Source organism: Halomonas sp. NPDC076908, assembly GCF_050269715.1.
Lineage (GTDB): Bacteria > Pseudomonadota > Gammaproteobacteria > Pseudomonadales > Halomonadaceae > Vreelandella.
The window spans coordinates 192414-205183 of the sequence record NZ_JBNNIW010000003.1; the positions used below are offsets into that span (position 1 = coordinate 192414).

Here is a 12770-nt window from a genome sequence, read left to right on the forward strand (position 1 = left end):
GCCGTCTAAGCTCAGCTAATGACGTAATGCCCCTACGAAAGCAAGTTGTTAGGAAAAGGAGATCACAATGCGCTTTAAACTGATTGTTGCCATGGTAGAAGACGATTTGACCGATGCCATTCTTGAAGCCGCACGCAAAGCTGGCTGCACTGGCGCTACCGTCATTAATAATGCTCGCGGTGAAGGGCTGAATAAAACCCACGGCATTTTTGGTATGGAGATAACTGCGCAGCGGGACATGCTACTGTTCCTGGCAGAGGAGCACCGTAGCCGTCATATCCTTGAGGCAATTGCTCGGGTAGGTGAGTTTGACGAAACCCCAGGTACTGGCATCGCCTTTCAGCTGGACGTTGAGGATGCTGTGGGAGTTAAAAGCCAGATTCAGTCACTCTCCGGTCAGGCTGATCAGCCACAGCCGTAGGTAGCCTATTATCGGGTGCTTTTTAGCATTAGCCCTTTTAGCATTAGCCCATGCGCCAGCGACGCCACTGGCGCAATAACAGCCCATGCTTAGGCGAAAACAGTAGTGCTATAAAGAACCAGCAGGTGGCAACCAGTACAATGGTGCCGCCAGAAGCCACATCCAGCACCACCGAAAGCCACAGACCTATCACCGCTGAACTCACCCCAACACTGACTGAAATCAGCATCATGGTTTTAAAACGGTCAGTGAGCAGGTGTGCAGTAGCCCCTGGGGTAATCAGCATCGCCACCACTAAAATAATACCGACGGTCTCTAAACTCGCCACGATGGTCAGCGTTAACAGCAAGATTAATCCGTAGTGAATCACGCTGGTATTAAAGCCCAGCGCCTGAGCCTGCTGAGGGTCAAAAGCGTAAAGCAGCAGTGGCCGGTAGGCTAGCCACACCACGAGCAGTGCAATCACACTGGCCACCAACGTCAACAGCAGCGCTGACTGCTGAACACCCAGCACGTTGCCAAACAGAATATGCATTAGATGGGTGCTTGATGCGATTTTGCTGATAATCACAATACCCAGCGCAAAAGCACCGGTGAACATCAACCCCATGGCCGCATCCGATTTAATGCGTGTATGGCGTTCAATAGCGCCAATGCCCACGGAGGTTAGTGCACCGGTAATAAAGGCGCCGATAAAAAATGGCCAACCCAGCAGGTAAGCAATGGCCACCCCCGGTAACACCGCATGCGAGATCGCATCCCCCAGCAGTGACCAGCGTTTAAGCACGACATAACAGGATAAAATGCCGCAAATAGCGCCCACTAGTACCGACGTCAATAAAGCTCGCTGCATAAACGCGTATTGGAAGGCATCTGAAACGCTACCAGGCAATATATTGACAATAACCATGAGAGCGGCGATCAGCCAACTCACCACGGCATCGCCGAATAGGCCAAGTGCCACCATTAGTTCTGCCACTTCATTTACCCCTGAGCTGCCATATAGGAAGTTACTTCAGCGACCTTCATATCATTTGCCGACTGTTCAATAGAACTCACTGCCAGCTCGGCTAATTTGGCATCACTCAGCATGTCATTAGGCGTGCCCACACCACGAATAAACCGGTTGATTAACACCACGTGATCAACATGGCGACGAGCGCCAGGCATATCATGGGTCACCATAATCACCGTACGCCCCGCCTCGCGCTCACGGGCCAGCACATTTAAAATCAATTGCTCGCTGGGCGGGTCTACCCCCGCCAATGGCTCATCCAGGAGTAAAATACTGGCCTGCTGGGCGAGCGCCCGAGCAAGTAACACACGCTTTTTCTGACCGCCGGAGAGCGCACCAATGGGGCGTTCAGCCAGCCCCAGCATATCTACCGCCTGTAGCGCTTCACGTACGGCCTCTGTATGGCGAGGAGCATACCAGCGCGAAGGGAGTAGTCGCCTCCACAAGGCATCATGGCGCATATGCCCGTAGCGGCCACCCATAACGGTCTCCCACACCGAGACAGGAAAGTCCCACTCAATCGCTTCCCGCTGCGCCATATAGGCGATGTGCCCTGCTTTACGGTGAGCCGAGATCGGCTGATCGAATGCCTGCACACTACCGCGCAACGGTTTCATGCTGCCGGTAAGCACATGAAAAAGTGTCGACTTACCTGCCCCGTTGGGGCCTACAATGGCCGTCCATTTACCTGCCGGAAATTGCAGGTTAATGTCCTCCAGCACGGGCTGGCGCTGATAGGCCGCGTAAAGCCCTTTTATATCAATCGCCACAGACGCTTGACCCACCGTAGTTGCCATAATCGTTTACTCGGTTGCCAATGCTTGGCGCAATAGCTCAACGTTGTGGCGCATCATGGTGAAATAATCACCCGCTTCACCGTTGGGCTCACTTAAAGAGTCAACATATAAAGGCCCGGCCACCTGGACGCCAGTATCTCGCGCCAAGCTCGTTACATGGCGATCAGAAATAGTGCTTTCCCAAAACAGAGCTGCGGGTTGGCGCTCATTAATCATATCCACCACGCGCATTAACTGGCGGGGTGAGCCTTCGGTTTCGGCGTTGGTACCCCAGATGCCGTTATGTTCAAAATTATAAGCGTCTGAGAAATATAGAAATGCGGCTTCACTGCTGAGTAAAATGCGGCGCTCTTCAGGTATTAATTCTAAGCGCTCTTGGAGCTCAACATGCAGCGTGTGCAACTCATCTTTTAGCGCTTCAGCTCTTAATTGCAGCTCTTCAGCCCGTTGGGGAAGTAAATGTTCAAGCTCATTCGCAACCACCTGCACATAGGCGGAAACCGCACGGGGATCCATCCAAAGATGAGGATCGACGTCGCCTTCCATATCACCAGTAATAATCGTTTGGGTTGGGTAGTCAGAGGCTTCCGCCACCGCAATCACGGGCGTTCGATCGACAACCGTTGATTCAACCTGATGCATCCACTGCTCTAGCTGATAGCCGTTGTAAAACACCACATCAGCATTTTCCAGGCTGGCAAAATTGCCCGGCGTTAACTCCCACTCGTGCACTTCAGCGCCAATCGGTGTCAATACGGTAACGTTGGCGTCTTCGCCTGCTACTCTGGCAACAATATCGCCCAGTACCGAGAATGTAACGGCAACATTTAAAGGAGAAGGCGCTGAATCCTCTGCTTGAGCTGTCGTCATTACAGCGCTTAGCCATAGCGGTAGACTCAAAGCCATACAAAAATTGCGCTTGTTCATTTTTACTTCCTTTATTACGTTCCCAATAAGTAGACTGTAGCTCAACAAGAAAGCACTGTGCAAACAGTTTAGCCTTGGCTAACAATGTTGCGTAAAAATAAGCTACTATCCACTCAGCGATCCAATGATTATTACCACTACCTTCGATATAATTTGCCAATGACTGATTCTAATTCGCAAGCTTCATTGCCCGCCCAAAGCATCCCTGGTGATGCCCTGCCGCCCGTGGAGCAGCATGCCGTTCAGTATGCAACGGTACGTAACGCCCACGAAACCGAGCTAATTGAAGATTACGTCGAGCTGATTGGCGATCTGTTGAAGCACCGCGGTGAAGCACGCGCTGCGGATATCGCCAATCGCATGGCTGTAAGCCAAGCGACGGTATCAAAAATGATTCGACGCTTAAATGAGTTGGAGTTGGTGACCAGCAAGCCCTACCGCTCACTGTTTTTAACTGAAGCGGGCCAAAAAATGGCGGAAACCTCCCGTGCCCGTCACGATATTGTGCTGCATTTTTTGCGTGCGCTTGGCGTTAAAGACTCCACGGCGCGCATTGACGCGGAAGGTATGGAGCACCACGTAAGCGATGAAACGCTTGCTATTATGCAGCGCTTTACCGAACAGCAGCAGAACAGCTAATTACTCATCATCGCCGAGAAAAACGGAGATGATTCACCTGGGTAATAGCACCGTTCCAAATCATCTCCAAGTGAGTGGTTTGGATAATGTCGGCCACATTAATGGGCGTTATCAATGCCCAACAGTTAGCATTAGCCTTGCGAACAGAGTGGTAACGAAGCCCATCCAACGATTGCCGAACGTCCTCACCGAATAGCTGTGAGACTGAGTAATCATCCGGTGCATAAATAGCATGGTCGATGGGTAGCGCCAGCGCATCGCCCAGCCCCCCTTCATCAAATATTGCCTTTAAGCCACGAAAGACAAATCGCTCGTAGTGCAATTCTGGAACATTTTGCCAATACACTTGCTGATGATGCTTCACCTCCGCAATGGCGGTTTCAAGCATATCGGCTAAATAGAGCACCCCAAAGCTGCCATCACTAAAGCGCGACCCCTGTGGATTTACATGGGTAAACGGCGCCACCGCATAGGAGCAGCCACGAATGCCAAAGGGGATGCGTTCCGGCGGGAGCAGCGCCAAATTACCGACTTCATTTTGTAACCGCGGATTGGTTAATGCCTGCAGTGCATGCAGCGCGGCAAACTCTTCAGCGCTTGCCACATCATCGAACAGATCAATCGGTGGAAACTTGCTATTGACCAAGCGATAGCCAGACACTTCCCGAGCTGGCAACTTCTTCACATCAGCAGCCTTTACCACTGACCACCTCGCAGGCTATCGACACGCTTGAACGTTTCGTAGAGCGCGGCAAAATCCCCTGATCCCATAATTTCCAGTGGGGTGCGGCCATTAAAGTAAGGGTTATGGTTAATCATATTAACGAACCCATACAGGTTCTCTGGATTATCAAAGATAACTCGTAGCGACGCGTGGATATTAAGCAAGTAGCTGATCCGGGTAAGCTGATCGCTATCCAGTTTAATCTCGGCAATATCGCCCCGCCGGGCACGCGCGTAGGTGCTATGGGAAACCCGCAAGATCGCCTCGCCCTGCTCGCCAGACGCGCGCCATTTATCCAAAATCCGCACCGCCGCTTTTAAACCCGCTGCAGCTGCTGCTCGGTTCTGAGCAATGTTTTGTGCCGTTTGCATGGCGACTCCTCTGCTGCTCACTACCAATGCTTTTAGTCTTCAAAAGTTTTCTAATCTTCAAACGCTTTCCAGTCTTCAAACGCTTACTATCTGCAAACACAATAATAGCATAATAGTATCTGCAAATAATTTTAGCATCATCTTTTATTGTTGCTCAATGCATCATCAGCCTTCATTATTTATGAAACTGAGATTTCAGGATGAACAATGTCGCCCATCGCTAAGGAACGCTCGTTTCTAACTCGCGTGCGCAGCGCCCTGCCCACACTCCACCCTGCGGAACGGCGGCTGGGCGAATTTGTGTGTGATTTTCCTGGTGAATTAGCCAGTTACGATGCCCAAGAGCTTGCTCAATTTGCCAACGTTTCTAAGGCCACTGTGTCACGTTTTGTGCGGCGGTTAGGTTACGAAAGCTATGAGGCAGCCCGCAAACATGCCCGCGAAGAGCAAACCACCGGGTCCAGGCTTTTTCTACCTTCCTCCGACGCACGCACTGAAGAGCACTCCCTTGCCAGCAATCTAGAGCAGGGCAAAGCCAATCTAGACCGAACCTTTGCCACCATTACCCAGGCGGAAGTAGATGATGTTGCCCGCACAGTTTTAAGCGCCCGTAAAACATGGGTGATTGGTTTTCGCGCCAGCCACCCGTTTGCCGATTACTTGCGCTGGCAGTTAACCCAGGTCGTTGAACAGGTCACCAGCCTGCCCGGTGGCGGCGAAACGCTCGGGGAGCAGTTGGTTAATTTCACACAGGATGATTGTGTGATTATCTTTGGCCTGCGCCGCCGGGTGGCACTGACCGAACAGTTGCTTGCCCACGCCAAAGAGTGCGGCACCAAGCTGCTTTATATTACCGATGAAGGTTTGAACGCAGAGCCAAGCGCCACTTGGCACTTTCGCTGTCATACACTAGCCACCGGGCCATTATTTAACCATACCGCGGTGATGGCACTCTGCCACCTGCTTGCAATGCGCACGATTGAATTGGCAGGCGATGCCTCCCGTTCACGTTTACGCCGCATCGAAACGCTGAATGATCGTTTTGAAGAGCTTTGATAAAGGGCTTTGACAATGATTACCGGCGACCACAAGCACCTAGATAGCGCATAACACGCCCCTTTTGCACTCTTAGTGTGCACTTTGGTTACACCTTCAGAAGCCCGCGTATTGCTCCTAATCATCACAATTAATTGATTTTAATGTGAAACTACAGTTTCTTATTGATTGTGGCATGAAATATGGATCCACATACCAAACATTGCACTGTCCTTCAGCTATCTAGATGACTGCGTCTAAATAACTGCATGCGAATCCATCCATGCCACACCACCAAGTAAAAATCTGAGCGTGGTAAAACTACACAGGGAAACCGACATGTTAAAGCGTACCGTTCTACTCACCGCCATCTCCACCGCGCTAATGGTATCCACCGCCCAGGCGGAAACCATCTCACTAAAAGTCCTTGGTCAACCCGCAGGCTCCGGGCTTATCGCGCAAAACAAAGAGCAGCCCTTCTTTGAAGCGCTTGCCGAACATAGCGGCCTTGATGTGTCGGTTCAGTACATTCCCGTTGATGTGGCTGGCATTCCTGACACCGATGGGCTTCGCGTACTAAATTCCGGGCTGTTCGACATTGTTTCGCTACGCGGCCCCCAAGTAAGTCGCGATGAGCCCTCCATCCTGGGTCTGGATTTGATTGGTCTGAATACCAGCTTTGAAGCCGGGCGTAATAACGTCAATGCGTTTTATGACTATGTAGACTCACGCCTACAAGAGCGCTTCAACGCCAAACTGCTGGGCGTATGGCCTGCAGGCCCCCAGGTAATTTTCTGCAGTGATGAGATTACGGGCTTAGATGACCTTCAAGGCCTGCGCGTTCGGGTAGGCGACCAAAGTGCGGCTAACTTCGTTGGCGAGCTGGGCGCTACCGGCATTTCCATGCCCTTTGGCGATGTACAGCAAGCGCTATCCCGCGGGGTAGTCGACTGCGCCATTACTGGCCCCGCTTCCGCCAACTCCGGCGGCTGGCCTGAAGCGACCAGTACGGTGCTCCCCATTGCGCTGCAGTTAGCGATCAATGGCTATGCCATCAACATGAACACATGGAACCGCTTAACGGACGAGCAGCAAACTCAGTTGGAAGAAGCGATCGCCACCCTTAGCGACGATATTTGGCAATACTCCGAAGAGCTATACGAAGATGCCATGCGCTGCAACGCTGGCGAAACGCCCTGCGAGTTTGGTACCTCTTACTCCCTTAGCGAAGTACCTGTTTCAGAAGCAGACCTAGCCACCGTAACCGCTGCTGTTGAAGAAGTATCGCTGCCCATTTGGGCCAGCCAGTGCAACGCTGTTGCTGCTGATTGCGAAGCCGCCTGGCGTGACACCGTTGGCGCTCAGTTAGGCCTATAAGACTCTAGGAGAGGAAGATGACGACCTACTCCCGCATTCTTGGGATCATTTTCGGCAGCGTCATGCTACTGCTTGCGGTCTTGATCACCCTCGAAACGCTGATCCGCAAGTTCTTCTCGCTGTCACTGGGCGGGGTGGATGAACTAGGTGGCTACGCGATTGCCATCGCCGCGCCGCTGGCCTTTTGCGTCGCCATGGTGGATCAGTCGCATATACGCATCAACTTGCTGCATATGCGCCTACCCACTGCGACTCAGGCGGTACTTAATGCACTGGCAGCCCTTTCATTGGGGCTGTTAGCAGCATTCTTGCTCTACTTCACGGTGCAGACTGTACTGGATACACAAATGTATCGCTCCATCGCTCAAACGCCCTGGGCAACGCCGCTGATTTACCCACAAACCATCTGGTTAATCGCCATGTCGGCATTTAGCGTGGCAGCAGCGCTGCTGTCAGTCAAAGCGCTACTACTGCTGGTTAAACGCGATTGGAAAACCCTCAATCGGCACTTTGGGCCTAGTTCGGCAACCGATGAACTAGAGGCAGAACTGGCCGACCTTGAGCAGCGCGAAGGAGGCAAGCTATGAGCATTCCGCTGATTATTGCAGCATTTTTAGTCATGCTGGCACTGATGCTTTTAAGCTTACCCGTCGCCGTGGCGATTCTGTTTGTAGGCGTGTTAGGCGGCTATTTGATGTATGGCGCGCCCCTGGTAGACATGATGGGTGGCGTGGTGTGGAGCAGTTTAAATAGCCCCTCTATGCTCGCGATACCGCTGTTTATGCTGCTGGGAGAGTTACTACTGCGGGGTGGTATTGCGGACCGCATGTATGCCGCCTTAGCGGTGTGGTTTAACAAGCTTCCCGGCGGCTTACTGCATACCAACATTGCCACCTGTATGCTGGTCTATGGCCAGTTAGCCAACACCTCGGTTAGCCAGCTGTTTGCAGCGGGTTTAATTCCAGGGATTACCCTTGCGCTGCTGTTCTCGGTGTACTTGTTTATCGCTCACGGTAAGGCAGGCAATGCATCGTTGGTAGAGGTCGATGTTTCGTTACAAGAGAAACTCTCACTCTCCAAGCACCTGATTCCTCCCGTGGTCATTTTTGGCGTAGTGATGGGGAGTATTTACGGCGGCTTGGCCACCCCGACTGAATCAGCTGCCATTGGTGTAGTGATTGCCTTAGCGTTTATTGTCGGTGGTGGAAAGATGAGCCTTGATCTACTCATTCACTGCTCGCTTCAGGCGGCCAAAACTTCGGGCATGGTGATTATCGTACTGATGTGCGCCTTGCTGCTTAATGTGACCATTTCAATGCTAGGGGTTACCCAAGCACTTACCCAGTGGGTGGCGTCGTTTGGCCTCACCGCTGTCGGCCTACTCCTCGTGCTCTTGGTGTTTTACGTCATCCTCGGCACTTTTATGGATGCGATGTCGATGCTGGTACTCACCGTACCTATCACCGTGCCCATGGTAATGGCGGTGGGCATTGACCCTATCTGGTTTGGTATTTTCATCGTCTTGATGTGTGAAATAGCACTGATTACCCCGCCGGTAGGCATGAACCTGTTTGTGGTTCAGGGCGTGCGTAAAGATGGCGGCAGCTTTAATGACGTGATTTGGGGTTCAATGCCCTTCGTTGGCATTATGGCGCTGTTTACTCTGGCGATTATGGTTTGGCCCGGTATCGTTATGTGGCTACCCGACTTACTGGCGGGGCGCTAATGAGCCATCATCAAACGCAAGTGGCAGAGACAGAGAAAGAGACACTGCGGATTTTAATTATCAATCCCAATACCAATAGCACTGTCACCCAGAGCATTCGCGAACTTGTGCTCCGTATCACCCCACCAGGCGTAATAACAGAGGTCACCAGCCCTGCTCACGGGCCCTACGCTATCGAAAACGAACAGGACAAAGCCGCCGCGACTCAGCACGTGCTAGCGCTGGTTGAAAAACGCAAAGCGGAAGGGTTTTCGGGCTATATCATGGCGTGTTTTGACGATATTGCCATTGCGGAAATCCGCCAGCTTACCCAGGCACCGGTGATCAGCTTAGCGGAGGCAGGCATTCGCTACGCGGCGGCAAGTGGCGGCCTGTTTACGGTGATCACCACCTTTGTTGAAGCGGTGCCCACTATTGAAGCGCTTAGCGCCACTTACGGGTTGAGCGAACGCTGCCGCGTTGTTGCAACCGGCCTGGGGGTAGCCGATACCGCTGCACAAACCGAGCATGCTGAAGCGCGGCTTCACGACGCCATTCAAACGGCTATTCGGTTAGACGCCCAAGCCATTGTGTTGGGTTCGGGAGCGTTTGCAGGCCGTGCTAAAGCACTTCAAACACGCTACCGCATCACTGTAATAGACGGCTTCGAAGAAGCGCTAGGCTATGTTCTTAAACCAACTCAGGTTATTAATCAAACACAGCTGCTTAACCAGTCCTAGGTTGTAAAAAACACCCCGGTGAATAATCAATAATCCACATTGCCCGCCACCCGCGCGGGCATTCCCAATCGGCCTATACCCGGCAGTTTCAAGGCGGGCCGCATTACATCAATACCAAAGCTCAAACCTAATAAGTTAAGCTCAATGCCCTCCTCTTTTGCCAGCATAAGACCCAACACGCCACCCAGTGAGAGCTGGTAACCCGTACCACTGGGTGTTGGCGCAACAACGCTGCCAAATAAAAAGTCTTTGCCGACCGCCGTAGCCGGTAGCGCCACATCAAAACCTTCCACCTCACGGGCAACCCAGGCAATAAAGGTATTACTATTTGGCCCTGGCCATACGCGATAACGCTCCGCACTTGGGTAGCGTTCAGCCGCCGCAAGAATCTCTGGTATCAGCGCTGTCGCGGCATCACCGCGATAATCCGCAAGCAGCATAGGGGCATTGCCAAACCATGCACGGTCAGGCGTATCGACAACATTGACGATCGTAGGACGACGCCAGCTCATCACCTGAAGAATGCGGTAATCCGGCTCCCCTTCTGCTTTAAACGCAATCCAAGGATGCACACCAAAGGCACCGCGCCAGTTGTAAGCATTAGCAGCATATACCTGCACCACGGCCTCGTTTGAACTCTCGGGCAAGGGAGCTAAACCAGCAGATGTGCGATCAAGGCTAGACCAGTGAACGTCCGTCGCAATGGTGCCACTTGCCAGCATCCAGGCAGGGCCCGCTAATAGCAGCGCCAAAAGTGCCACAAGGCATAAAAGCCAGCGTAATAATGATCTAATCATAGTGGGTTAGTTATCCATTACCTGCAAAGTAACTCGACCTTGCGTACACGTAGTAGTAAGCCCTCGGCCATGCGAGGGGTAACAAAAGCCAAGCGAGTAACCAATAATACTACGCGTGGTAGGCCTCTAGCCTAATCACCGCTTGCTCCAACGCCGTTCGATAACTCCCTCCAAACAGGAGCAAATGGTTAAGTAGCGGGTAAAGCTGGAACAGCGCCTCTCGCCTTGGCCAATCAGCGGGCGCGTTATCATTCCAGTATGCTTCAAAAAACGCCTCACCGGGTGATCCGAACAGGGTTAACATCGCCAAATCGACCTCTGGAAAATGACGATAGACAGCGGGATCGATAACCGCCGCCCCCTGGGCAGTGCATAGCACATTACCCGACCATAGATCGCCATGCACCAAGCTAGCGGGCACATCTGGTAGCCAGCATTCTAGCCCGTGGACGATGGTTTCAAGGCGTTGACGCAGTGCGTTATCCAGCAGCCCCTTGGCCGAGCAAACGTCGATTAACGGCAGCAAACGCCGCTCGCCCTGAAAAACACGGCCATCTCGCAACGGCGCATTCGATTGAGGGGTTCTCCCGCAGGCATTGTCGCGGGGCCAGCCGTGCTCTTCACCAGTGACCCCATGCAGCCTGCGAAGACCCTCCCCCAAGGATTCAGCGCAACCATGCCGATAAGAAACTGTTTCCAACGCCTCCATCACTAACCACTCACCCTCTTGGGCGAGTACCGCAGGCACTATCAAACCACTGTTAGCACTCGCGAGGGCTCGTAGCCCATCCGCCTCACCCGTTAGCCGAGCTGGGGCATCCCTCTTCACCACCACATCACCCGCATCCGTGCTCAGCCGATAAGTAACGGCGCTATCGCCACCGCTTAGTGGTGAAAGCGCACCTTGGGGTATGAGCCCGGCGTCGTTAAGTAGTGTTTTGAGTGTACTGTTCATAGCGAGACCTCCATTAACCAAGGTTAACTGGAAATCTCGTTGAGTTCATGGTGTCCAATTATTCGCCGATAGCTTAGGCGAGGACTAGTTAGGATTCGCAATTAGAAAGGCAAACGGGCAGTGATATTTCTGCTATCGGCCAATTGCTGCCCTTTAGGCATCTCTGATATAACGCCTTGGGTAAGCTGCCGGTGCGGAGCGCAGTGTAGTACTGGTAAGCTTCACCCACTGGTTAGTTGCTTGCCTCGGCAAGAAACTGATCTTTCTCTTTGCACTCTTTTTCAAACTTGAAAGCTTCCTTTCTATCACCCAAGTATCGAGAAATTCCATTTAATCTCATAAACCCACCAATCGGCTTTTCATGGTGGCCAATGATCAATCCACCATAGCAGTTATGTGCATGGCATCCGCTCAAAACAGTGGCATTGTTGGTGACAAGGATGTTGGTCGGTCGAACCAGTATCTCAACGCCATTTCGAAGAAAGCGACCTCGGTTGATAACCACTTTGTTTGGGGGCTGAAAATCAAATTCTATAAGAATTTTCCGGTGTGCCTCTCTAACGGTTAAAGTAGTCCCAACCAACTGAATATCCCAAGGCTCGACTGAATAAAAAAGCTGATTGTTTTTTATGTGCAGGACAGGTGTATTGAACTCATCAAAAATCACCACGTTAAGCAAGAAATGACCATCAGCCAAGATAAGACCAATTAGCGGAGTTCCGTCGACGCTAATTGGTGCCATCGCGGTTCCATATCCTTGGTCTGCACACGTAAAACTATTGCCACCGATTTCAATGCACGCCTCGCGACCTGAAAAATAGAGATCATAAGGCTTTGATACACCTTCTCTCAGGTTATATGGATTACTGTTTGCCTCTCGTACAACCTCCTTTGGAAGTAATCCGCCGGTTTTCTCCCTATGGTGTTGATCACAGAGCAATGTGATTTCATCTGCGACGTGCCTTTGAACCTTAGCCCACTCTTCCATGTGCTCATATTCATACAACGGCATGCCGCACATCACACACCCAAATCCACATCGCTGCCTTACATCACGTTGGATTGGGAGCGGAATATTCCGGCTATCGCATTTTTGTTCGTTAGACATATAAACCTCGTTTTGGCAACTAACGCCGCATTCACCGGCTCGTCCGGTAAAATGCTTTGTTAACGTAAGCGTTCATTCTAAGACGTCCTGCCGCCCGGCTGACATTCGCCCTACAGTAACCTCACATTTGCCCACACGAGGTTACCCCCATGAGAAAGC

General features: G+C 52.0%; 15 protein-coding genes. 7 read left to right on the forward strand and 8 right to left on the reverse strand.

Going from position 1 to position 12770, the window contains the following annotated elements; all coding sequences use genetic code 11:
- Positions 1–67 precede the first annotated feature (67 nt).
- Positions 68–421, forward strand: coding sequence for a P-II family nitrogen regulator (locus ACQKE4_RS03135; protein ID WP_427386850.1), 354 nt, complete (start codon positions 68–70; stop codon positions 419–421).
- A 43-nt stretch (positions 422–464) separates the two neighbouring features.
- On the opposite strand, the gene ACQKE4_RS03140 is transcribed toward ACQKE4_RS03135, so the two are convergent.
- Genes ACQKE4_RS03140 through ACQKE4_RS03150 form a run of 3 tightly spaced genes read right to left on the reverse strand, consistent with a single transcriptional unit; the run spans position 465 to position 3160 of the window.
- Positions 465–1388, reverse strand: a complete 924-nt coding sequence (locus ACQKE4_RS03140) for a metal ABC transporter permease (protein WP_427386869.1) — start codon at positions 1386–1388, stop codon at positions 465–467.
- Between the two features lie 17 nt (positions 1389–1405).
- Positions 1406–2233, reverse strand: a complete 828-nt coding sequence (locus ACQKE4_RS03145) for a metal ABC transporter ATP-binding protein (RefSeq protein WP_427386851.1) — start codon at positions 2231–2233, stop codon at positions 1406–1408.
- Between the two features lie 6 nt (positions 2234–2239).
- On the reverse strand, positions 2240–3160 hold the full coding sequence (locus ACQKE4_RS03150) for a metal ABC transporter solute-binding protein, Zn/Mn family (RefSeq protein WP_427386852.1): 921 nt from the start codon (positions 3158–3160) through the stop codon (positions 2240–2242).
- A gap of 159 nt (positions 3161–3319) precedes the next feature.
- Here ACQKE4_RS03150 and mntR point away from each other — a divergent pair, with 159 nt between their 5' ends.
- Entirely contained in the window at positions 3320–3799 is a 480-nt protein-coding gene (gene mntR, locus ACQKE4_RS03155; protein WP_427386853.1) for a manganese-binding transcriptional regulator MntR, read from the forward strand.
- A gap of 7 nt (positions 3800–3806) precedes the next feature.
- Here the strand turns inward: mntR and ACQKE4_RS03160 are convergent, their stop codons facing one another.
- Complete coding sequence (locus ACQKE4_RS03160) at positions 3807–4484, reverse strand: RES family NAD+ phosphorylase (protein ID WP_427386854.1); 678 nt, start codon at positions 4482–4484, stop codon at positions 3807–3809.
- An 11-nt stretch (positions 4485–4495) separates the two neighbouring features.
- On the reverse strand, positions 4496–4894 hold the full coding sequence (locus ACQKE4_RS03165; RefSeq protein ID WP_427386855.1) for an antitoxin Xre-like helix-turn-helix domain-containing protein: 399 nt from the start codon (positions 4892–4894) through the stop codon (positions 4496–4498).
- Between the two features lie 207 nt (positions 4895–5101).
- Between ACQKE4_RS03165 and ACQKE4_RS03170 the strand changes: the two genes are divergently transcribed.
- The 5 genes from ACQKE4_RS03170 (at position 5102) to ACQKE4_RS03190 (ending at position 9751) form a co-directional block, all read left to right on the forward strand.
- Entirely contained in the window at positions 5102–5950 is an 849-nt protein-coding gene (locus tag ACQKE4_RS03170; protein ID WP_427386856.1) for a MurR/RpiR family transcriptional regulator, read from the forward strand.
- A gap of 318 nt (positions 5951–6268) precedes the next feature.
- On the forward strand, positions 6269–7306 hold the full coding sequence (locus ACQKE4_RS03175) for a TRAP transporter substrate-binding protein (RefSeq protein ID WP_427386857.1): 1038 nt from the start codon (positions 6269–6271) through the stop codon (positions 7304–7306).
- A 17-nt stretch (positions 7307–7323) separates the two neighbouring features.
- Entirely contained in the window at positions 7324–7893 is a 570-nt protein-coding gene (locus ACQKE4_RS03180) for a TRAP transporter small permease subunit (RefSeq protein ID WP_427386858.1), read from the forward strand.
- Positions 7890–9032 carry a TRAP transporter large permease gene (locus ACQKE4_RS03185; protein WP_427386859.1) on the forward strand — a complete coding sequence of 381 codons (1143 nt, stop codon included), beginning with the start codon at positions 7890–7892 and terminating at the stop codon, positions 9030–9032. Before ACQKE4_RS03180 ends, ACQKE4_RS03185 begins: the two co-directional genes overlap by 4 nt.
- Entirely contained in the window at positions 9032–9751 is a 720-nt protein-coding gene (locus tag ACQKE4_RS03190) for an aspartate/glutamate racemase family protein (RefSeq protein ID WP_427386860.1), read from the forward strand. Before ACQKE4_RS03185 ends, ACQKE4_RS03190 begins: the two co-directional genes overlap by 1 nt.
- A 26-nt stretch (positions 9752–9777) precedes the next feature.
- Here ACQKE4_RS03190 and ACQKE4_RS03195 read toward each other — a convergent pair whose 3' ends face one another.
- The 3 genes from ACQKE4_RS03195 to ACQKE4_RS03205 form a co-directional block, all read right to left on the reverse strand.
- Positions 9778–10548, reverse strand: a complete 771-nt coding sequence (locus tag ACQKE4_RS03195) for a DUF3750 domain-containing protein (protein ID WP_427386861.1) — start codon at positions 10546–10548, stop codon at positions 9778–9780.
- 109 nt (positions 10549–10657) lie between these two features.
- Complete coding sequence (locus tag ACQKE4_RS03200) at positions 10658–11503, reverse strand: fructosamine kinase family protein (RefSeq protein ID WP_427386862.1); 846 nt, start codon at positions 11501–11503, stop codon at positions 10658–10660.
- Between the two features lie 232 nt (positions 11504–11735).
- On the reverse strand, positions 11736–12611 hold the full coding sequence (locus ACQKE4_RS03205; protein WP_264018148.1) for a hypothetical protein: 876 nt from the start codon (positions 12609–12611) through the stop codon (positions 11736–11738).
- Positions 12612–12770: the final 159 nt, after the last annotated feature.